The 21,715-nt window shown below is 39.6% G+C and carries 24 protein-coding genes, 1 rRNA gene and 1 pseudogene; 1 reads left to right on the top strand and 25 read right to left on the bottom strand.

Annotation, left to right across the window (positions count from 1 at the left end; genetic code table 11):
• Positions 1-200: 200 nt before the first annotated feature.
• From JN080_RS25835 to JN080_RS25775, 13 genes are all read right to left on the bottom strand, one after another.
• Positions 201-272 (bottom strand): hypothetical protein, encoded by a 72-nt coding sequence (locus JN080_RS25835; RefSeq protein ID WP_375141774.1) that lies wholly within the window; start codon positions 270-272, stop codon positions 201-203.
• Positions 273-550: 278 nt separating this feature from the next.
• Positions 551-781, bottom strand: coding sequence for a hypothetical protein (locus tag JN080_RS25830; protein ID WP_256238838.1), 231 nt, complete (start codon positions 779-781; stop codon positions 551-553).
• A 238-nt stretch (positions 782-1,019) separates the two neighbouring features.
• Positions 1,020-1,226, bottom strand: a complete 207-nt coding sequence (locus tag JN080_RS25825; protein ID WP_256238837.1) for a gamma-type small acid-soluble spore protein — start codon at positions 1,224-1,226, stop codon at positions 1,020-1,022.
• A gap of 96 nt (positions 1,227-1,322) precedes the next feature.
• Positions 1,323-2,243, bottom strand: a complete 921-nt coding sequence (locus JN080_RS25820; RefSeq protein WP_256238836.1) for a PucR family transcriptional regulator — start codon at positions 2,241-2,243, stop codon at positions 1,323-1,325.
• An 89-nt stretch (positions 2,244-2,332) separates the two neighbouring features.
• Positions 2,333-3,205, bottom strand: a complete 873-nt coding sequence (locus tag JN080_RS25815) for a XylR N-terminal domain-containing protein (protein ID WP_256238835.1) — start codon at positions 3,203-3,205, stop codon at positions 2,333-2,335.
• Positions 3,206-3,501: 296 nt separating this feature from the next.
• Positions 3,502-3,837, bottom strand: coding sequence for a 2Fe-2S iron-sulfur cluster-binding protein (locus JN080_RS25810; RefSeq protein ID WP_256238834.1), 336 nt, complete (start codon positions 3,835-3,837; stop codon positions 3,502-3,504).
• A 47-nt stretch (positions 3,838-3,884) separates the two neighbouring features.
• The gene (locus JN080_RS25805) at positions 3,885-4,799 is read right to left on the bottom strand and encodes a catechol 2,3-dioxygenase (protein ID WP_256238833.1); all 915 of its coding nucleotides are present in this window, start codon (positions 4,797-4,799) and stop codon (positions 3,885-3,887) included.
• Between the two features lie 91 nt (positions 4,800-4,890).
• Complete coding sequence (locus JN080_RS25800; protein WP_256238832.1) at positions 4,891-5,577, bottom strand: FAD-binding oxidoreductase; 687 nt, start codon at positions 5,575-5,577, stop codon at positions 4,891-4,893.
• 47 nt (positions 5,578-5,624) lie between these two features.
• Entirely contained in the window at positions 5,625-5,915 is a 291-nt protein-coding gene (locus tag JN080_RS25795; protein WP_256238831.1) for a 2Fe-2S iron-sulfur cluster-binding protein, read from the bottom strand.
• Between the two features lie 150 nt (positions 5,916-6,065).
• Positions 6,066-6,353, bottom strand: coding sequence for a hypothetical protein (locus JN080_RS25790; protein ID WP_256238830.1), 288 nt, complete (start codon positions 6,351-6,353; stop codon positions 6,066-6,068).
• 24 nt (positions 6,354-6,377) lie between these two features.
• The gene (locus JN080_RS25785; protein ID WP_256238845.1) at positions 6,378-7,874 is read right to left on the bottom strand and encodes a ferritin family protein; all 1,497 of its coding nucleotides are present in this window, start codon (positions 7,872-7,874) and stop codon (positions 6,378-6,380) included.
• 24 nt (positions 7,875-7,898) lie between these two features.
• Positions 7,899-8,195, bottom strand: coding sequence for an MmoB/DmpM family protein (locus tag JN080_RS25780; RefSeq protein WP_256238829.1), 297 nt, complete (start codon positions 8,193-8,195; stop codon positions 7,899-7,901).
• 18 nt (positions 8,196-8,213) lie between these two features.
• The gene (locus JN080_RS25775; protein WP_256238828.1) at positions 8,214-9,335 is read right to left on the bottom strand and encodes a ferritin family protein; all 1,122 of its coding nucleotides are present in this window, start codon (positions 9,333-9,335) and stop codon (positions 8,214-8,216) included.
• Between the two features lie 459 nt (positions 9,336-9,794).
• Between JN080_RS25775 and JN080_RS25770 the strand changes: the two genes are divergently transcribed.
• Positions 9,795-10,160, top strand: a complete 366-nt coding sequence (locus tag JN080_RS25770; protein ID WP_256238827.1) for a protoglobin domain-containing protein — start codon at positions 9,795-9,797, stop codon at positions 10,158-10,160.
• Between the two features lie 68 nt (positions 10,161-10,228).
• Here JN080_RS25770 and JN080_RS25765 read toward each other — a convergent pair whose 3' ends face one another.
• The 12 genes and pseudogenes from JN080_RS25765 to rrf form a co-directional block, all read right to left on the bottom strand.
• Positions 10,229-11,479 carry an MFS transporter gene (locus JN080_RS25765; RefSeq protein ID WP_256238826.1) on the bottom strand — a complete coding sequence of 417 codons (1,251 nt, stop codon included), beginning with the start codon at positions 11,477-11,479 and terminating at the stop codon, positions 10,229-10,231.
• A 212-nt stretch (positions 11,480-11,691) separates the two neighbouring features.
• A pseudogene (locus tag JN080_RS25760) lies at positions 11,692-11,857 on the bottom strand (acyl-CoA dehydrogenase family protein); the annotation flags it as partial.
• A gap of 41 nt (positions 11,858-11,898) precedes the next feature.
• A complete protein-coding gene (locus JN080_RS25755; RefSeq protein WP_256238825.1) occupies positions 11,899-12,867 on the bottom strand; it encodes an NAD(P)H-dependent flavin oxidoreductase in 969 nt (322 codons plus the stop codon).
• Between the two features lie 129 nt (positions 12,868-12,996).
• Entirely contained in the window at positions 12,997-14,469 is a 1,473-nt protein-coding gene (locus JN080_RS25750) for an aldehyde dehydrogenase (RefSeq protein WP_256238824.1), read from the bottom strand.
• Complete coding sequence (locus JN080_RS25745; protein WP_256238823.1) at positions 14,466-14,666, bottom strand: tautomerase family protein; 201 nt, start codon at positions 14,664-14,666, stop codon at positions 14,466-14,468. Before JN080_RS25745 ends, JN080_RS25750 begins: the two co-directional genes overlap by 4 nt.
• 20 nt (positions 14,667-14,686) lie before the next feature.
• Entirely contained in the window at positions 14,687-15,478 is a 792-nt protein-coding gene (locus JN080_RS25740) for a 2-keto-4-pentenoate hydratase (RefSeq protein WP_256238822.1), read from the bottom strand.
• A gap of 21 nt (positions 15,479-15,499) precedes the next feature.
• The gene (locus JN080_RS25735; RefSeq protein WP_375141772.1) at positions 15,500-16,276 is read right to left on the bottom strand and encodes a 2-keto-4-pentenoate hydratase; all 777 of its coding nucleotides are present in this window, start codon (positions 16,274-16,276) and stop codon (positions 15,500-15,502) included.
• Between the two features lie 62 nt (positions 16,277-16,338).
• The gene (gene dmpG / locus JN080_RS25730; RefSeq protein ID WP_256238821.1) at positions 16,339-17,352 is read right to left on the bottom strand and encodes a 4-hydroxy-2-oxovalerate aldolase; all 1,014 of its coding nucleotides are present in this window, start codon (positions 17,350-17,352) and stop codon (positions 16,339-16,341) included.
• Positions 17,352-18,263 (bottom strand): acetaldehyde dehydrogenase (acetylating), encoded by a 912-nt coding sequence (locus JN080_RS25725; RefSeq protein WP_256238820.1) that lies wholly within the window; start codon positions 18,261-18,263, stop codon positions 17,352-17,354. Before JN080_RS25725 ends, dmpG begins: the two co-directional genes overlap by 1 nt.
• Before the next feature lie 581 nt (positions 18,264-18,844).
• Positions 18,845-20,308 (bottom strand): protein adenylyltransferase SelO, encoded by a 1,464-nt coding sequence (locus tag JN080_RS25720; protein WP_256238819.1) that lies wholly within the window; start codon positions 20,306-20,308, stop codon positions 18,845-18,847.
• Between the two features lie 225 nt (positions 20,309-20,533).
• Entirely contained in the window at positions 20,534-21,052 is a 519-nt protein-coding gene (locus JN080_RS25715; RefSeq protein ID WP_256238818.1) for a hypothetical protein, read from the bottom strand.
• Positions 21,053-21,542: 490 nt separating this feature from the next.
• A 5S ribosomal RNA gene (gene rrf, locus JN080_RS25710) occupies positions 21,543-21,660 on the bottom strand.
• Between the last annotated feature and the right edge of the window lie 55 nt (positions 21,661-21,715).

The raw sequence follows: 21,715 nt of genomic DNA, 5'->3' as shown, positions 1-21,715 counted from the left end.
ATTACAAGGAAGCAGGGAATTTGAACAATGTCCCCTGCTTCCTTCATTCTATTTTTGATGCCCCTGCCAAGGAAATTTATTTTAACATATTGCTTACTAATTTGCCACGATTATACTTATATTTTACCTATAAACAACCAACGTTTTTAATTCTCCACAAAATTTAACCTCGATCCGTAGTAGTCGTTCCACTTGTTTTTTTATGTAGGAATTTTATTTTGAACAACATCCAAGACGATTCTATAATTTATGGCGAAATAGCCGTGTATCATCATATCCCTCATGCCAGCGATCTTTCTCCATTTAATTACAGAATTTCCTTGTCATATTTCAGGAATATTTTTAGTAAGCTTCACCGATAACTAAAATATTCTTTATAACTGCTTCAGAAACTAAATCATTATCTATGAATTCACATAAGATAGTCCCATGATGTACTTCTCCACTTTAACTACAGCGGCTAAAATAGCTTCTAAAAGTCTAGAAATTTATGATTTCCTGGTAAACAATACAAAAGCGGAAGAATGCTCTCCCGCCTGAATTTAACCGTTCATGCTTCAATTCTATCTAAAACCGCTTGTCGGAGCATATATCCCATAATAGGAAGTGTTCTTTCCGATAAGGCGTAAGGTTTGTTATTGACTAAAATGGTATAGTTATCAACGTTTTGACATTGCTTTCCTCTCTCCTTCAGGTCTTGAACCACCGCCTGACTCAATTCTTCTCGATTCTGATACCGTTCAAATAACTCAATTACGATGGTCTTTTCTTTTAATAACATGGCGGTTCGCCCCTTCCGGATCTATCAATATTGTGATGTATTTCACATATATATCATATCATATAATTCATCCTAAAGATGTTACAAAAATAGCAACAAAAAATGGAAGAATGACGCTTCCTCTTTTTACTAACAGCCCTATCGCAACAAAATATGGAACTACAAAAACTAAAGGGGCGTACCTCAAATAATTGGGGGGCGGTCCCCTAGATTAAAACAGAAAAACCCGTTTGTTTCTCTACTTGTCTTCCAATAGCTGGTTCTTTCTACTAGCTTTTTCTATATCATTATAAATAGCTGTCCCTCGACCACCTATGGTTTTGGCAAGTAATGCTTTGACTTTATTATAAGAAAGGCCGGAATTTGCATTTAATCTTTTCACTTCTTCGATATCTGTTCCCACAATGGTATATCGATCATGGTCCTGATTATTTTTTTCGTCCAACTTAAAAACCACACCCCTATCTTCGTTTTTGAATAGTTTCTCCGAAATAGGGGTGTGTTATGTGAAAAATTCTAAAGAATTTTAGGGAGGGATAGTTCAATAATCTTTTATTTCCAGCCATTCCTCTTCAACGACCATTAATGCTTTCAGTGCTAAAAGCAGTTGGAATCTTCTTTCAGGTTCGCGAAAATCATCACCCAGTAAATTCGTGATTTTGGTCAAACGATAACGCAGCCCGCTAATTGATATCGCCATTTGTTCTGCGGTTTGTTCAAAACTCCCGCCATTTGTAAGAAAAGTATAGAGAGTTTCAATCAAATCAACTTTATTCTGATCAAGGTCCTTATAAAGATTACCAAGTGTAAGTTCAGCGATTTGCCGAATCGCTTGTTTATTGTCATCATTCACTAACACACCAAGAATCCCTAATTCAACAAAAGCAGTTACCGGAAACTCTCTTGTTGACAGCTTATTGGCTGTTTGTGCCTCTTTTATAGCACTATTTGCGTCTAACACTTTACTGCGCAAGCTACTAATTCCTGCGGACCAAGCAGCATTATTCAAGCTCTTTCTAAGAAAAGATAGAAAAGAATATATAAAATGTTCTACTTTTTTCTCACCCAATTGTTTTTGAGGCAGAAGGAATAATAAACAATCTGTTTTTTGCCCTATTAAGACATTAATGCCTTTATCAGACATATATTTGGTAACGGCTTCAAAAATTTCATTATGAAAAGTATGATCATGTTTATATTGATTTTTTTCCACTTTATATTGAAGGTAGACAGCATGATACCCTTCGGTAAAGTCCAAATGAATAAAAAATGCCTTTTTCATAATTTCCTGTTCGGTTTGATATTTTCCGTTAAGGATTTCTTCAAGGAAGTATCCCTTCATCCGTTCTGTCGATTCCAATTGAATTTTTTCATTTAGTAAAACAACTGAACACATGGCAGACAATCTGCCGATAATCATGTAATCTGTTTCATTTTTGACCTTGTTTTCTTTTTCATTCAAAAAAGAACAATATCCAACGATTTTTTCCTGCAAATAGATAGGAGCAACCAGCCTGGTAAATTTTGAATGATCTATTTCAGTTATTTTCTTTATAGGACCATTTTTTTCAAGAAACTTTGAAATTCATTATTTATTGGTTGATATTGATCTTCGGTCATCCCCTCTAATAAAAATACCTGATGATACAAATCCTCTACCACAACAGGCTTCCTGATCCTCTTTTCTACAATTCCCAAAATAGACTCAATATTATGTCCTTTCACAACATCATCTGTCAATTCATTATTAATTTTCATGACAATGGACAAATTATTTTTTTCCTTTAAAAGCTTTTCGTTCGTTTGTTCCAGCTCTTTTAAGATTGGCAATTCCTTACTATTGATAACCTCTTTGTATGCCTCTTCTTCCCACTCAGATAGTAAACGCCCTTCCCAAGTACAGCATGGTGCGCCCTGACCTTTACATTGGAGCTCTTTAAAAAATACTTTCTCCCCTATTATATGCGAAACAACCCCAGCGGCGTATCCTGTTAGTGTATAACAAATCGGATGGTCTGCGATCCCCATATTTTTAATATGCTGTTCGGCTTCATAGGAATCTTCCCAAATCCCTTTAAAATTTAATGAGATTACACTGCCATTTTCTATTTTCAATTCCTTTTCCGTAATTTTGGCTTTTACATGCCCTTTTAAAGAATGAAATACCGGGCCATATAGAATTTTCTCTATCAAACTCATGGATGAATCCTTCATGATCTCTTTAGCATCTTCTTCACCTATATGCCATCCATGCTTATAGAAAAATGTTTTCATTCTTTCGATTCCAATATTATCAATTAAATCACGCTGTAAAATTCCAAAGGAACTGCTGGGTATTAAAAGATGCCGTTCATTATTTGCATAAAGCAAACCATCTTTTTGGCGAACGTTTAATAAGTTATTTAAAATAAAACCTTGAGTCATTTCTGTCCCCCCTTCAATTGATTATAAAAAATAAATTTATTTTGTTATTTTCATATATAAATTATTATAACAGAATATTTTGAATACTGGAAAGGGGGTCTCTATTTTATACTTGTTTTAGAGCAATAAGGATCTGAACTTACTCTACATAAAGATCTAATAGCTGTTTTTGGTTAAAATCTTCTATTTTACTAACACCAAATGATCTCTTTAATTTTATGTTAGGAGTTATTCAAAATGAACAGGAGGCTTTCCCTAGGTTACTGTACCTTACCTGGGGAGAGCCTCCGATTCGACTATTTTACTTCAGACAATTTTGTTGCCTTTATTTCATTTTGTTGTTTCTGGTAATCTTCCACAGTGATGATTTCAAGATCGCTTTTTGGCGTCATACAGCAGGCCAGCGCATAACCTTTCTCTAATTCTTCATCCGATAATACGTCGTGATTACGCTCTAATTCTTGAACATATTCTCCGTCAAGCACTTTCATCTTACACATGCCGCATCCGCCCCGCTGGCACCCTGTTGGAATCGGAATAAACTGGTCGCGGGCTGCTCTTAATGGAGTTTCATTTGATCCACAAGCAAATTCAAATTGCTGTCCTCTTGCATGTAGTGTTATTTTGTTCATAGTATCCCTCCGAATTTTTCATATCACTTTTTACTAAATGAGACAAATTAAGTTAGCGCTTTTAAAAAGGATTCAGACAGTTCTCTGCGGTGGTAGAAAACGCCCTGCCCGATTTTGTCTTCTGTCCACGTAATCACAGGCATATCCCGAAAAGCCATACTGCCTCCCGCAAATGCCTCATTGCGATTGCCGGATGGATCATAGAAGTAAGTTGTTTGTCCGCGTGTAACTCCGTGGCGCGTCGGAGTCACATCAAATGGAACTTCATACATTGATAAGATATCCGCAGCTTTGAATACTGCGTTCACGTCCTCAACATGGAAGCCAACATGGTGAAGCTTTGTATCCGGACCTTTTACAAACGCGATATCATGTGCTTTGTTAGAAGTAAACAAGAATGTTGCAATCAGCTCTTGTTGGTCTACAGTCGTAATTCTTTCACTTTGTCTGAAGTTAAGAGCTTCAACAAAGAACCTTGTCACCATTTTTAAGTCATCACCTGTTAATAAACAATGGTCAAGGCGGTGCGGGGCAATTCCTTTTTTGTTTAGTGGCCATGGGTGCGGATTTAAATTTCCAACTTTAGTTCCCAAGAAATCAATTTCATAATATAGTTCACAATGCTGGCCTGTTGGTAGTATAAAATGTACGGCTTCCCCTTCAGCCAATCTGGTATTGTTTGATATTCGGGTTGTTGTTAAACCAAATCTTTCAATTTGCTTTTCAAAATAAGCTAAATCATCAAGCGACTCAACTTTAAAAGCAAGATGTGCTACTCCTGCACTATTTGATTTTGTTAAAATCAGACTGTGATGATCATATTCATCCCATGCTTTAAAATAAACACTATTGCCCATACGTCCCGTTTCTTCCAACCCGATTACATTTGTATAGTAATCTACTGATTTCTCTAGGTTTAAAACTTTTAATTCAATCCTGCCCATCCGCATTACTCTTGGCATACTATTTCCTCCTCATTTTTCCTATTGGTTCCATTTTTTAGAATTCTATATATTAATAAAAACAGAAACCTTTTTAAAAAACCTTATTTCATTAAAATTCATCATAAGCTACAACCGCGCCTTTCACTCCTCCTTTAGAAAGGGCGTCGCAGGTTGTTTCAATCATGATCGGCGGACCGCATAGGTAGGCATGCATATTTGACATGTTTTCAAGCATTCGGGAGACTACATCAGCAATAAAGCCAACTTCTCCGTCCCATTCATCACCAGGTTCAAGCTGTGATAGGGCTGGAATAAAATGAAAATTCGGGTGTTTTTTTTCAAGCTCCTTCCACTCATCCATAAAATACAAATCTTTTTTCGCGCGGGCTCCATAAAAAAACCAGGCATCATTTTCAAAAGTCTCCGAGAAAAGCTCTTCTAGCAACGATTTTATTGGTGCCATTCCCGACCCGCCTGCAACAAAGATCAAGTCTCGACTTCGATCGCGAAGTTGCATTTTTCCGTAAGGCCCTGAACCTATGACTCTATCACCCGCTTGCAAATTACACATATAATTAGATCCCTTGCCTTCCCTTATACGCTTGATATGAAATTCAAGGATTTGACCTTCTTCATATTTACTCGCCAGTGAATAGGCGCGTGTATCATCTAAACCTGGAATTTCAAATTCAAAAAACTGCCCTGAAGCATAAGGAATATCGATTGGATCTAGTAATTTAAGTTTGATTATGAATATCGTGGGTACATTGCTTGTTTTCGATAACTTCTGCTTCAAAATCACAGATAGCAAAGAATCGCAGATCTGATTCGTCTTCTTCTACTTCAATCCACCATATCGGTTTCCGGCACTGTGCTGCACATTAACGTAAAGCCTTCTTCGCGCTCAAAACTCATTAAAGAGTATTCTGACACACGATCCATGATTTCATATTCCCCATTGTGGACCAGGCATTTACAGGCTGAGCAGCTTCCATGACGGCAGCAGTATGCTACTTGAATGCCATTACGTATGGCTCCATCTAATATGGTTTGTCCTTCCTTGACGGTGATGACTTTGCCGCTCGGCTCTAATGTGATTTCATACGTCCCAACAGGTGCTTTTGTTGCATTCATTTTTTCTCTCCTCTCCGTAAGCTTTTTGAAGCTTTCTTCTAAGGGTTTGATTCACCGTTTGATATTTATCTAGAATCTATTAATATTTTTTGTGGAATTTGACACTTATGCTTTTGAAACAGCCTTAACATCAGGATTAGATACTTAATTTTAAGCTTCGACGATTTCCAAATAATCCCCGTTTCTGATTCCTGCTTCTTTAACGGTTTGATTATCGATAGAAATTTTGGTTTTCCCATCACCCCGTACGAGGACTAAGCGATAGTTCTGTTCCTTCGTTACTTCCCATGCCTCTAAACATGCTTCCAGCAATTCTCTCGTTGACATATCATAACGGGCTCTCGTCCCGATCGATGTGAGCAGCATATCACCTTCTGCAAGCTCTTTAAGTACCGGCCAGACAATCAGATGATTTTCTTGTTTTAAAAAGATTGCCAATTTCTCCACCTCTTTCTATTCACTTTAAAAAAATTTCTTATCGAGTCCTAAATGCTGCCGATGTGCAAGCCAGCGGGCGTGATCATTGGAGGAATAGTGTTCACCCATTTCATCTGGAGATAACCCGGTATATTTTAAAAATCCGCCAATCGGATCATCGCCTAATTCACCGCTTAAATAGGCTTCCGCTGGCCACCAAATCTGCATATATTTCGTTGGTTCCTGTTCAAAAATATGTTTACATCCAGGAGAGCAGGTTGCATACGTTTTATTGTTAAACTCACTGTACTGTGTCCACGTTTTTGTCGGATGATCCGGATCCGGGAACATAGCAGGAAGTTGGCAAACAGTACAAATCGTCGGAAATCCCGGAGCTTTGTTTGCAAAAATATTATGATCATTCCGGTGGAAATACTCAGAATAATATTGTGGGAACGTCTCCGGATATTCTTCTGACAGCCATTCATAATCATCAGGCTGCAGTTGGAAACCTCTAAAAGGACTTGCATGCTTGTAGTGATCAAGGATACGCATGGTTGTATGAGAATAATGGCCTTTTTCTTTGATACTGTCTTCCGCAAACTTTGGAAGCCGAATGCCGTATTTTCGTAAATCCTTAAACAAACCGTTAAAAACCTGCTCTTCTACATATATTTCGAATGCCTTCTTCCATGAAATGGCACGAATACGCGGGTAATAATCAACAAGCGTTGAAACAACCGAGAACATGCGGTAGGCTCTCCAATACCACTTATCAAGCCATTTTTGAATAATCGGAATATTTCGGTCATCTTCTTCCAACAGCATTTTTAAAGCCGACATTCCCAACGCCATGTGGCGCGATTCATCTGACTGGACCGTTTTACCAACCGCAGCGAAATTCTCATCACCAATTGCACCGGCAGAAGAAGCAAACGGCAAGAAAAGAATATTGGTAAACACGTACTCGAAGGAGAAAGAAATAGCCATCAATGCTTCAAACGGACCGGATGTCATTGCATCATCAAAGAACGACTTTGATACTGTGCTTATCCATAAATTTTGAGTTGTATTGGCAAAATTATGAATCCCGTCAATCTGTTTGCTCATATGGGCATAGTGTTTAATTTCAATCTGAGCATGACGCAGTTCGTCAATCGCCTGGTTAAAGGTCGCAAAGCGAATTGCTTCGATTGGAATGTTTCGGCCCACGTATGCCATCAAACGGTGTGCTGAATATTCTGCAGGCTGTACAGCTAAGGCAAAGGCCTTTACTCCTTCATACCAGCGTGCATCTGCCACCCTCGCATGTCCCTCATTTGCTTCAAATGCATTCCGGACAGCATGGTAAATACCATCCTTCTCAGATTGAATCTTTACATACTGGTTGTAGGCCATGCGAAATGGATCTTCCCATCTGCTTGGATCCTTTAAAATAATGCCTTCCTTTTCCAATAAAGGATAAACTTTATGGATATCAAAATGTTTTGGTTCCCACATTAAATCCCGTGTCATTGCATGATACTTTTCTTTTATTCCCATTTTAGCCACTCGTCATTTTCCTCCTTATTCCGCATCTTCCCACGCTATGATTAGCTGATCTTCGTCCCAGTCTGCTATAAATCCAAAATAGGATGACATAACAATATGCACTTTATCCATATCAAAATCCGCTCCAAGATGTTCTTCAACTGTTTCTCGTTTTAAAACCATTTTCCCGGGTGCTTTCACTTTTTTATAAACAGCAAAGTCGTCCACTACAACGCCTTCATTATCTTGTTCAATTGCTGCGATAATCGCATCAACGATACTGCCCCCGCTTGTATCTAAATCCATTCCTACATACGCTTGTTTTACCGTCATCGTTATTGTTCCTTTCCTCTAACTAAGAGTCATTTCATATTTTGTAAATGGCAGTTTATACTTTTTGTAAAAAGGAATAATACTTTCCTCTTCAATTTTTTTCAGCGTGGCTTGAAGGTTGATGTCAATACCATGTTTTTCAAACAATGGTGCGAGTGCAAGTACCGCTTCATAGGCCTTCGGATACCACTTATCTACCCATTCTTGAATGATTTCTGCATTGGAAATGGTCTCTTCCGGAGTTTCCCGAGGATCACTTAACGTACTTCCCCAGCGATAATCCCCTTCCCAGTTTTCATAGCCCAATGCTTTTAAATAATCCCAACGGCTTTCTGCTTCATCCTGTGCTAAAAGTTTGAAAAGTGAGAATGCCCAATCTCTATGCCAATCTAATTGCTTGGCAATCACAAGGTTCAAAATCGACAAATGAGTATCGCCCCGTTTCATTGCTTCTTTATTTAATTCGCGATACATAAGGTTTCCTAATAAAAGGTCAAGCGTTAAATTCTCTGCAACAAGAACTTCCGCCCAGTCCTCTGTCACAAGAATCTCTTCTACATAACGGAGTAATGGTTGAAAAGCCGGTTCATTTAAGAACAAATTCTTGCCATGTACAAGAAAATCGCCGTGATGCTCCTGCATATTCATTGCCCATTGAGAAATCCATTGTGCTCTTCCTGTTTTGTCATACGCTTGATACGTTGCACATTGCTCTATAGCTGAGCCCAACGCATAACGGATGACATGTTGCATTTGCACATTCTCGCCGTATTCTAAATGCCGCAGTGGCGTATAGAGATCTCTTAAGGTATTTACCCATTGTGGCGACAAGTTTTTGATGACTCCCAGTTCCTGAGCATAATTGAAACCGTTTTCAACTTCTTCCGCCAGTTTTTTTCGGTTATTCACATAAGTGGTATACCAAAATTTCTTTGGATCGCGGAAGGCTTCCCAGTCAGAAGATTTTAACCGTGTATAGCGCGGGTCATAGATATCAAAATCCCGTTTATCAAAAATATGACGATAATGCATATGCACATACGGCTGTTGTCTGACTGTCACATCCTCATATTCATTTTTCGTTTTGTAATCCCACGCTTGATCTCTGATGGTCTTTTTAAACTCAGGTTTTGTTGACATCAAATTACTCCTTTTTTGTTATTTTTACTTCATTCCTTCAAAACCCTATCTAAATAGATTTAATATTCTGACTCCAATTTAGGTGTTTACACCCACATCTTTACTCTCTCCTGACATTTAGTCATCACATTATTTCTATTCGATAGTCATTCAAACTCGATGTCATTCAATGATGTAATTTAATATAACCTCATTTTAAATTTTCAGAACATTCTAAACAATAGCATGAATCTACCAAATATGAACTGAAAACTGTAGATCTCCTTTAGTTTTTGTGGGGATGATCTTCTTTCAAATATTTGGAAAAAGAACTGGTAATATCCCCTTCGTTCATTAGGCCGCGTACTAAGAATGCTATAAAGAGAGATCCTACTTTGTGATTTAGATCACTAATATCGCCAGCGCTTTCCACTATAATGATGTTAATAAAACTATTTTACTAAAAAAGAAGGTTTGACAATGTCTATAACATTAGAACAGGAAAAAGTAGATGAACTAGTAGAACGCTTTTATGAAAAGCTCCTGAAGGATTCCTATTATATTTCGATGTTTGCGGAACGAAACGTGGATATAGAACAGTTAAAAAGCAGACAAAGAACATTTATAAAACGGCTGGCTGCTGAGGATTCCTCTCAAAACCAGGAAAACCAGGAAAATCAGGTTTCAAGGGTTCAAGAAAGGCATTCATTTCATATTGCTCCCGAAAGAGCCGAAAAATGGCTGAATAAAATGAAAGAGACCATTGATGAAATGGAAATGGATGATTCTATAAAAGGCAAATTAAAATCAAAAATAGAGTTTTTAGTGAATAAGCTGGCGAACTAACCATATAACAAAACAAGTGCCTGTCCCACACATTATACCTGGGGACAGGCACGTTCAATAATCAGCTTTTAGATTTCCTCTTGCAACGAGTTCTCTTTCTGCTTCAACGTTATTCCGGACTTTTCCCCAAATACACCTGACCGCCAAATTTGAATACTGGCAATCATCATTACAACACTAGCAATGGAAAGTGACCAAAATCCTGCTGTAAAAGCACCTGTCCATTGACGAAGCAGGCCAAACACTTCAGGCCCAATTAACACACCAACATTTTCACCAATGATAATAATTGACATGGCAATCCCAATCGACTCTTTCCTTTTTGCTAAAAGAGGTGCAGAAGCAAAAACAATCGTTGGAATAAATCCGCTGAACAATCCTAAAATGACCGCATTTCCAACTAACATAATCAGTGAGCTTGAAGTAAAAACCGGCCAGACAATGATGAAAAACAGCGCCGGCACTAAAAACACAACTAGATGATTTCCCAGTTTCTTTAAAAGGAAGCCTGAATAAACGTTGCTTGTCATTGTAAGCAAAGATACTAAACTTGGAATAAGCGTAACCACTGCCAAGCTCATCGTTGTCGTTTCCGTTAAGTAGGTTGTGATCCATGTATTAAAGGAAAAGAAAGCAAACGTAAATGAAGCAAAAGCAAGTCCTGCCCACCAAATATTCTTATTTTTTATCTCGTCTAAAATAACATCTTTCTTCGGTTTATCAGCTTGTAAAGAGGATTTTTCATCATTCGCGCTCTCCTGAACATGCTTTGGAATAATCTTAGCATAAACCAGAAATCCAAGCGCTAATACAATTAAGATAAGAATCCAATATACATTCGTTCCAAAACTTAATACAATTTTAGGTGCGGACAAAAACATGATTAAACTCCCAACAGGAATCCAAGTAGACCAAATACCCATCGCCACACTCATCATCTTTGGAGGAACATATTGGCCAACCGCAGACGGTGCAGCTACGGAAACCAGACCAAAGCCAATCCCTCCAATAATTCTTCCAATTAAAATAATTGAAAAGTTATTTGCCAAGAGACTGGCGACGATCCCCATAAAAAGGAAACCCAGGCCTACTAAACCGATTTTCCGCACTCCATACTTCTGTACAATGAATCCGCCGGGTACAGCTGACAATACCGTTGCCAAAGCAAATAAAGACATTAATAGTGCAGAATCTGTATATGTGACTTGATATTGATTTTTAAGTAATGGCAGGATTGGCGGTATGGAAAATTGCACAAATGTTGCCAACACCCCTGCAGAAAATGCAGTCCACATGATTATCCAAGATGTACGTGTCAAATATTTACTCTCCTTTGTTTATAAAATTCAAAATATTCTTTTACATTGTACTTCACAAGGTGTGATCATGTCCAATTGATTATCATACCTTGTAAAGGGCTCCCTGATAGGTTTTTAAACAATACGAAAGAAATCAATTAATCCTTTAATAAATTTCCTGCAATGACAACTGTAAGTACGTAAATCAAAAAATCAGCATTTGCTCCTCCTTATTCTTCAGGCCATGGGATCCCTGTCAGATGCCAGCTTGTTCCAAATTCCCATATCCCAGCTTTCCTCTTCATCCCGTATTCCTGCTGTAGGAGTGATTTCATTTAGTGCAAATTCACGAACCATTTTCCTCATCATTTCTTGTTCTTCCGATAATTGAAAATACATTTATTCCCACTCATCACTATTTTGCTTTCTTATAAATCTTTTTAACTGGTAAAACTCATTTCTTTATTCGCTAGAAAATATTCGTTTTTTAGTTCGTCAATAACTTCAGCGACAGTCTGAACCTCTTTGATTCTCCCAACCCCATGACCGGCAGACCAAATATCCTTCCATGGCTTCGGGCCGGAATCTATTTTTCCTGACCAATCGAATGATTCCTTTTTTTGAATATTTTCCAGTTCAATACCAACTCTTTTAAGACTTGGAAGAAGATAATTTGCATGGATGCCGCTGAAGGCATCGGTATAAATAATATCCTCGACGGTGGATTCAATAAGTATTTTTTGATTTTCCTTCTCCGTTAAACTTTCTTCTGTCGCAAGAAACCGTGTACCCATATAAACAAAATCAGCACCAAGGATTTTTGCCGCAAGAATGTCTTGTCCGGTTGAGATTCCGCCAGCTAGTATCGTGATTCCATTCCAAAATTCTTTTACCGCACGAATAAAAGCAAATGGGTTGTAATTTCCTGCATGCCCGCCGGCGCCATTACAAACAAGGATCAATCCATCTGTCCCCTTTTGGACCGCTTTTTTGGCATGAGCAAGATTGATAACATCAGAGAATACGAGACCGCCGTAATCATGGACAATACTAACCACCTCACTCGGATCGCCCAAAGAAGTTATTACGATAGGAGGCTGGTATTTTATTATTAGGGTCAGATCTTCTTCATATCGTCTGTTTGTACGGTGAACCACAAGATTCACAGCCCAAGGCGCAATTTTTCTGTTTGGTTCCAGTTGCTTCGCGGTTGTAAGTTCTTCCGAGATCCTGCTCATCCAGTGTTCTAAATCCTCTTTTGTTCGAGCGTTCGCGAGGGGGAATGAACCAATAATTCCTGCCCTGCATCCTGCCACAACCATCTCAGGACTTGAAACTAAAAACATCGGTGCAGATATAATCGGAAGTTCCAATTGGGTAGTAATCCATTCAGGGATTTTATTTGTCATTTTAAAATCCACCTTTTTTAGATTTTTTATTTTATTTCTTTTGGTAGATTAATAAAAAAGGCATATAGTTATACAATGCGTCTATATGCCTTTTGCTTTTATTTATTAATGAAGTAGTTTTATATAAACCTACTTTAAAGCAATGCAAATATTTTTTGCCTCTGTAAAGAATTCCATGCTGTGGTGTCCGCCTTCGCGTCCAATACCACTTTTCTTGAATCCGCCAAATGGAGCCCTCAGGTCACGTACAAACCAGCAATTCACCCATATCGTACCCGCACGAACGGCATGAGAAATCCGGTGGGCACGCTGGAGACTTTCGGTCCAAACGACACCATTTAGTCCATACTCTGTATCGTTTGCAATTCTCAGTGCCTCTTCTTCTGTATCAAAAGGGATAATGGTAACGATTGGTCCAAAAATTTCTTCCTGGCAAATCCGCGCCTGCGAATTTTCCTGAACAAAGACAGTTGGTTCTAAATAAAATCCATTTTCCAAGTATTCTGGAAGTTTAGGCCGCTTTCCACCGCAGATTAAAGTCGCATTCTCCTCTTTTGCGATCTCTAAATAGCTTGTAACCTTTTGATAATGCTCCTCACTGACAACCGGACCCATTTTTGTATCTGCATCATGTGGGTCACCGACTTTTAATTCTATTGCAGCCTGCTTAAATCTTTCCAGGAACTCATCAAAAATTGTCCGTTGAACCAAAATCCTGGATCCCGCAAGACAGACTTGTCCGGAATTCATAAAAGCAGCATGAATCGAGACTGGAATTGCTTTATCAAGATTGGCATCCTCAAACACAATATTGGCTGCTTTTCCGCCAAGTTCAAAAGCAACTCTTTTCAACGAATCTGCCCCGCTCTTCATGATTCTTTTCCCTGTAGCAGTAGAACCTGTGAACGAAACTAGATCTACATCCGGATGTGTGGTAAGGGCATTTCCCACGACACTGCCAAGACCATGGACAACATTTACTACACCATCAGGGATTCCTGCTTCCTTGGCAATTTCGCCAAGCAAGGATACCGAAAGCGGTGTCATTTCCGCAGGCTTAATCACAGCTGTATTTCCTGCTGCAAGACATGGGCCAAGTTTCCAAGTCGTCAGCATAAACGGAACATTCCAAGGCGTAATCAAGGCTGCCACTCCAACTGGTTCATAACGAGTATAGTTGAGATACTCCTCTTCCATCGGATAGACTTCACCGCCTTGCTTTTCCATGAAGTCTGCAAAAAAGCTGATGTTTTTGGCTGCCCGAGGAACTTCATGCAAAACAGCAGAGTGAAAGGGTTTGCCCACGTCAAGTGCATCGATACGGGCGATTTCTTCTTTGCGTGCAAGGATAATTTCCGCCATACGGCGAAGCTTGGCACAACGTTCAGCCACAGTCATTGTCCGCCACGGACCATTCTCAAAAGCTTCCCTTGCTGCACGGCAGGCTTTATCTACATCTTCTTCTGAAGCTTCACTAACGTACGCAATAATCTCCTGAGTGGCGGGGTTTTTCACTTCAAAGACTGCGCCATTGCGTGCTTTTACATATTCTCCGTTTATATAAAGGCCTACTTCTCTAACCCCAGTTTGGACTTTCGTCATTTTGATCCCTCATTTCTCTTTTTGACAGATTCTCCCGCAATTCCCCAATGCTCAGGTTCCAATTCTTGAATCATCACACGGACATTCTGAATGGGAGCCTCTAATACAGTAGAGACTAAGTCTGATACTTCACGAATTAATTGCTCCTTTTTTTCAGGAGGCCTGCCTTTTAAAATAGTAATCTGTATAAATGGCATATATCGTTCTCCCTCTCCCTCTATTCGCTAAATACAGCACCAACCGAACCGATACCGTCAAAGCTTGCCGTAAAACAGTCACCTGCTGAAATGGTTACTGCTCCCGATAATGAGCCGCTTAACACCACTTCACCTGGTTGAATGCTTTGTCCAACCTTATACAATTTGTTTGCCAGCCAGGCAATCGCTCTTGCCGGGTGACCCATAACTGCTGCACCTGCTCCAGTGGAGATCACTTCACCGTTCTTCCTGAACACCATTCCCATTAATTTCAAGTCCAATTGATCAGGTGAATAAAACCGTTCCCCAATGATAAAGCGACAGGAAGAAGAATTATCGGCAACTGCATCAAGAAGTGTAAAGCGAAAGCCTTGGAATCTGCTGTCAATGATTTCAAGGGCAGGTGCAACATATGCTGTTGCCTCTAATACTTCAGCAACCGTGACATGCGGCCCTTTTAGTTCTTTTTTAAAAATAAAGGCGATTTCCGGCTCCAGTTTTGCATGAATAAAAGGGGAAATTGAGATCGGCTCACCCTCAAATACTTGCATGCTTTCCAGCAATACTCCATAGGATGGCTCATGAACACCCATCATTACCTGCTTGGCTTTACTGGTTAATCCAAGTTTACGGCCAACCCTTTGGGTATTTTCTTCCTTACATTTCATTTCAACCAACCACTCTTGTACTTTATAAGCTAATGCTTCATCGAGTTCAGAGTATTTACCAACAAATTTGTCAACTGATTTTTTCTGCTGTTCTGCTTGATATAATTCAAATGCAATTTGATCAATCACATCAGTCTTTACCATTTTCTCACCTCGTTTCAGTAGTTATCGTTTAAATGAAGCCGTTACTGAGCCAATGTGTGCAAACTCAGCGGTAAACGTATCGCCATCACTGATTTCTACAGCGCTGGTTAGTGCTCCTGATAAGACAACTTCTCCCGCTTTTAATGCTACGTCATATTTCCCCAGAGAATTTGCCAGCCATGCAACCGCACGAAGCGGATTTCCAAGCACAGCGGCGCCTGCTGCAGAATCAATCATTTCCCCATTTCTATAAGCCACCATGCCGATATTAGTTAAATCGATTCCTTCAAGCTTGGTTGGATTTCCACCAATAATAGCCCCTGCAGAAGATCCATTATCCGCTACCGTATCTTCGAATTTAATCATCCAATTCTCAATTCTGCTATCAATTATCTCAATAGCCGGGGCAATGTAATCGGTTGCTTCTATAACATCAAGGATGGAAACATTTGGCCCTTTTAAATCCTTTTTTAAAATAAACGCAATCTCAAATTCGACTTTTGGCTGAATATATTGATCTAGGGAGATCGTTTCTCCTTCGACGAACATCATATCATCCAATAAGTGTCCATAATCTGGCTGACTGACATCAAACATTTTCTGAATTGCCTTGCTTGTCGCCCCTATCTTTTTTCCGACAATCAATGCGCCATTTTCCACTTTTCGGTGAACTTGTTCTAATTGGATGTAATACGCGTCATCGACTGTAATGTCAGGATAGATAGCGGTTAACGGTTGAATAGCCTGTTTGGTTTTTTCTGCATCCAGTAAAAAACCAGCCGCTTCTTGTATCATCACTGTTTGTTAACCTCCTCTATTTAGTTTTTAATTTTTCAAAATGTCCCTTCCCTTACGTCTGTTTATACTTTAAGCTTTTTCTTCTCAGCAAGTTGAAACGCTACATCTATTATCCAATCTTCCTGTCCGGCAATCGCCTGACGTTTTCCCAGTTCCTCCATAATTTCCGAAGCCTTTACACCAAATTTTTCTGCTGCATGTCTTACATGTAATAAGAAGCTATTATAAACTCCTGCATATCCGCTTGATAAATTATCGCGATCAATCACAATCGGGTTTGGCGTAAGCGGCGCAATAACCTCTTCAGCTGTATCCATTAAGATCGAAAGATTAATTCCTGTTTCAATTTGCATTTTATTTAAAATAGCTACCAATACTTCGGTAGGAGCGTTTCCTGCCCCGGCTCCAAGCCCTCTTAATGTACCGTCAATCTGGTCAGCACCAGATTCAAGCGCTGTAATTGTGTTGCCAATAGCTAAACCGAGATTATTATGGCCGTGAAAACCTACTTCAATGGAAAGTGCTTCTTTAAGGGCTGATACCCTTTCTCTCACACCTGATTGAACAAGTCCACCGGCAGAATCAACGACATAGACACATTCCGCCCCGTAAGATTCCATTAGTTTTGCTTGTTCAACAAGAACATTTGCCGGCTGGGTATGGGACATCATTAAGAAACCTACTGCTTCAATGCCCAATTCTTTTGCAATCTTAAAATACTGTTCTGTGACATCAGCCTCAGTACAATGAACAGCGATCCGAACCATATTGATGCCAATTTCTACTGCCTGTCGCAGCTCCTTACTTGTCCCAATCCCGGGAACAAACAAGGAAGCGATTTTAGCTTGCTTAGCTGTATCCACCGCAGCTGCAATTAAATCAAATTCAGAATGGACAGAAAACCCCTGCTGGATACAAGAACCTTTTAATCCTGAACCATGACTGACTTCAATGACAGGTACCCCTGCATGATCTAAATCGCTTACAATCTTCCTTACCATTTCAGGTGTATAGCTATGACCAATGGCATGATCACCATCTCGAAGTGTCGTATCTGTAAGTCTTGGAATTTTCATTATTTAACCTCCTCTTTCGCTTCAAGAAAATGCTGGGCATACACTTCTCCAACCTTACGGGCTGATGCGGTCATAATATCCAGATTTCCTGCATAAGTAGGGAAGAAATCCCCTGCTCCTACAACTTCATTCATAATTACAATGGTTGGTAAATGCCCCCATGGCGTATCCCGATAGTCAACCAATGGAGCACTCTTCAAACGATATCCCGGCACGTAACTGGAAATTTCAGCAACAATGGACTCAATCGAACGTTTTACAGTTTCTTCATCAAAGTCTTCCTTAATTACTGCATATACAGTATTGGACATATTAACCGGAGGCTGGGCTGGATTAAATACCGGAATCGCTCTTGTAATCGTTGCCCCGCCAATTTTATGAAGGGCACTCGCCGTTGTTTGCGTGAATTCATCCACATTATGTCTTGTCCCGGGACCAATTGAGAGACTTGCCGCAGTCGTAATCACTTCAGCATAGTGTACAGGCACGATGCGATTGACCGCGTACACGAGAGGTGTTGTTGCCTGTCCACCGCATGAAATTAGGTTAACATTCATTGCATCCTTATGTTCATTTAGATTTACCGTTGGTACAACGAAAGGACCAAGTGCTGCAGGCGTCATATCTATCGCCATCTTTCCTGCAGCCCGCAATCTACCAGCAATAGCCATATGTGCTTTTGCACTGGTCGCATCAAAGACAATCTTGATCTCCGGATCCTCCATGATTGCATCTATTCCATGATGACTTGTCCGAATACCCTTTTCCCGTGCTCTAGCTAATCCTTCTGATTGGGGGTCAATACCTGCAACGATTGCTAACTCCATATTCCCATCATTCTTTAAAATTTTGTACATTAGGTCTGTACCAATATTTCCTGAGCCTAAAATGCCAACCTTAATTTTGGTCATGTTTTCTGATCATCCCTTCTATTCATCTATCCCTTAAGGTTTCACCACTTCTGGAGTTATAACGGGAGTACCACTCAGCCAAAATTCTAGGAATGCTGGGCCAATTCATAAATTGGCTCTTGGTATCCCGTCATTTTACTTCCTCCATTTCTAAATTAGTGCTATCTTTATATTAAATTTTCTGAATTTTCATAACAATGGCATAGATCTACTAAATATCAACTCGAAACTGAAGATTTCATTCAGTTACTATCGTTGGCAGAAAGAATGATCATTGGGGTCAGTCCCAATGTCATCCGTACTAACACAAAAAAAGCTGAACTAATTGTTTAAATTAGTTCAGCTTAAAAATAACGCCTTAATGTTATACATTATAAAAAATACTGGAGGATTAAAGAGATAACTTTAATTCTTGACTTTTAATAAAAAATTAAATCACTATCGTTTTTCTTTTGTTAAAATGTTCATTCAATAAATCTCTCTGCAATTTTGTAATGCTCCCTAACTAGAGGCAGCATTCTCCTTCATTACTCTATTCCGTGACAGCCGATCAATCTGTTTGAGAAAAGGCGGAAGCATCTTCATGTACCACAAAATGTCCGGTAAGGCACCTTTGATGCAGCGGGAAGTGTGCAGTATTCAGCTTGTTCGGGAGTGTAGGCGTAAGGGCTTGAAAGAACCTCAAGAAGCCGCTCCATAATGCTGTAATCTCCTTCATTCACTGCGGCCTCGAGTGCCTCTTCTACCCTGTGATTCCGAGGAATTACCGCAGGATTGCTACTACGCATTAATTGACTCAAGTAGGTTCTTGATTCCTCCTGCCGTCCTAGTCTTGCCTCCCACTGATCATACCACTGAGAAAATTCTGGGGTTCCGAACAGGACTGTATCCTTTGGCGTATCGAACGTTAAGGAGCGGAAGGTATTAGTATAGTCCGCACGATACTTTTTCATCAAATTGAGGAGGTCTATGATTAGGGATTCATCCTGTGGCTCGTCATTCATTATTCCCAGCTTTGCTCTCATTCCCGCGAGCCAATTCCTTTTATACAATTTAGGATAATCAGAAATGGCATCCTGGGCCAATTTGAGAGCTTCATCCTCATTTTCATGGAGCAATGGCAGTAGGGATTCAGCAAACCTTGCCAGATTCCACCCGCCAATAGCTGGTTGATTGCCATAGGCATAGCGGCCTTGTCTGTCTATGGAACTAAATACGGTTTCTGGATCATAGGTGTCCATGAAGGCGCAAGGACCATAATCAATGGTTTCCCCACTAATCGCCATGTTGTCGGTGTTCATGACCCCGTGAATAAAACCAACCATCTGCCACTTAGCAATCAACGCAGCCTGACGCTTGATCACTTCCTTAAGCAGTAAAAGATATTTGCTCTGATCTTCCTCAATCTCAGGAAAATGGCGCTTCAGTGCATAATCAGCCAGCGTCCGCAATTCCTCAACTGTACCCCAATTCGCAGCGTATTGAAAGGTGCCGACACGGATATGACTTGCAGCCACACGAGTGAGTACAGCACCAGGCAGATTGGTTTCACGGATTACTTTCTCACCTGTTGCCACTACTGCCAGACTGCGGGTAGTGGGAATACCAAGTGCATGCATCGCTTCGCTAATGATGTACTCGCGCAGCATCGGACCAACAGCAGCGCGGCCATCGCCTCCTCGAGAGTATGGCGTTCTGCCTGAACCTTTGAGCTGAATATCAAACCGTCCGCCCGAAGGAGTAATTTGCTCGCCAAGCAGCAGTGCCCGACCGTCCCCTAACATAGTAAAATGACCAAATTGATGCCCCGCATATGCTTGAGCAAGCGGTGAAGCGCCTTCGGGAATTCGGTTTCCAGCAAAAATACCCTCTTTTTTTTCCAACATCTCGTCGTTTAACCCCAGGGATGTTGCCACAGAATTATTAAAAATGATTAACTTCGGTGAGCGAACAGGGATCGGGTTCTGACTGGTATAAAATGTTTTGGGAAGTTGAGCATACGTATTGTCAAAATTCCATCCAGAATCTTTTGTTTCATTTGTCATTGTCTCAGCTTCCTTTCATTTTTATTTTATGCTGCTTTCATATTAATTAGGCGGCCCTTTTTAATGTCAACTTCTGGAATACCGTAACCCCAAATTCAGATTTTTTTTAGTAACCATTACATTAAATAAAGTATTCTGGGAATAGTAAATCTAATTTAAGTGGCACTATGTTTTAAAAAAAAAATGTAGCCGGCATAAGGATACCAGCTACATTTTAACACACATTTATTGTTGGTAACTATTCGTTTGATTCATACCCATTTGATTCATACCCATTTGATTCATATCCATTTGTCCTACTAGCCCTTGCTGTTGCTGAGATTGCTGTTGAGATTGCTGTTGTAATTGTTGCTGTGATTGGTTAATCTGTTGTGATATCTGATTTAACATATTAAATGATTGTAGTGATTGCTCCACATTACTTAACATTTGTGTAGTCTGGTGAATAGATTGTTGTAATTGTTGGAATGTTTTTTGCTGTTGTTGTTGAGCTTGTGAACTAAATTGTTGTAACTGTTTTAATAGTTCATTTGAATGCTGCTGATTCTGCCCAGATGATGACATTGTAGATTGTTGGTTGCCTGAATTTAGTTGATTTAGAGCATTTTGTATTACGTGTAACTGGTTTTTTAAGGGCGTAAGCTCTTCACCAATTTCCTCTTCAACCTTTGCAGCAGCTACCCTTTCAATTTTTTCATTTTCTGCAGTTCTAACTCTTTCCTTAATAACTTTCTCTTTTTCCATAGCAAATTCCTCCTTAAATCGATTGTTTGAAAATGGTTTAGGTGCTTCTACTGCTGGAATAGGTTTATTTAATTTTCTAATTAAATAAATTGCTCCTATAGCAATAGCTAACAAAATGACAATGAAGAATAACATTCCGTATATGGTAATGCACCTCCAAATGTATCTACTGCAATAACCAGGTAGACAAATATATTCTCTTCTATATCAAGGATTTTATTAATGGTATAAATCCCCAGTTAAATTCAAGTTACCATAATTTATTGTACTTTTGTAAACCCGATGAACGATTAGCAAAGGCCTGTGAGAAACTTCATAACAGCCGTCCGAACATAAGAACGTTGGGTGGCAGAGGGTGATGTGATGGTAGATCAGCTAAAAGTAACGGGTATAAATCGCAAAAGAATAAAAAAATGTAAGAATACAGATTGAAGGATAACAAACCGCTGTAAAAAAAAAACAGCCCAAAAAACTGAGCTGTTTTCAATTTGCCTGGCAGCGCCCTACTCTCACAGGGACTTGCGTCCCAACTACCATCGGCGCTCTAGAAGCTTAACTTCCGTGTTCGGTATGGGAACGGGTGTGACCTTCTCGCTATCGCCACCAGACTATAATATTGAGGTTCATTCCCTCAAAACTAGATAATATAGAAGAAGTAAATAA

It is taken from the genome of Bacillus sp. EB600 (assembly GCF_024494385.1).
In the GTDB taxonomy this organism is placed as follows: Bacteria; Bacillota; Bacilli; order Bacillales; family Cytobacillaceae; genus JAEVLT01.
The sequence above is the reverse complement of the archived record's forward strand: the minus strand, read 5'-3'. Positions and strand labels throughout refer to the sequence as shown.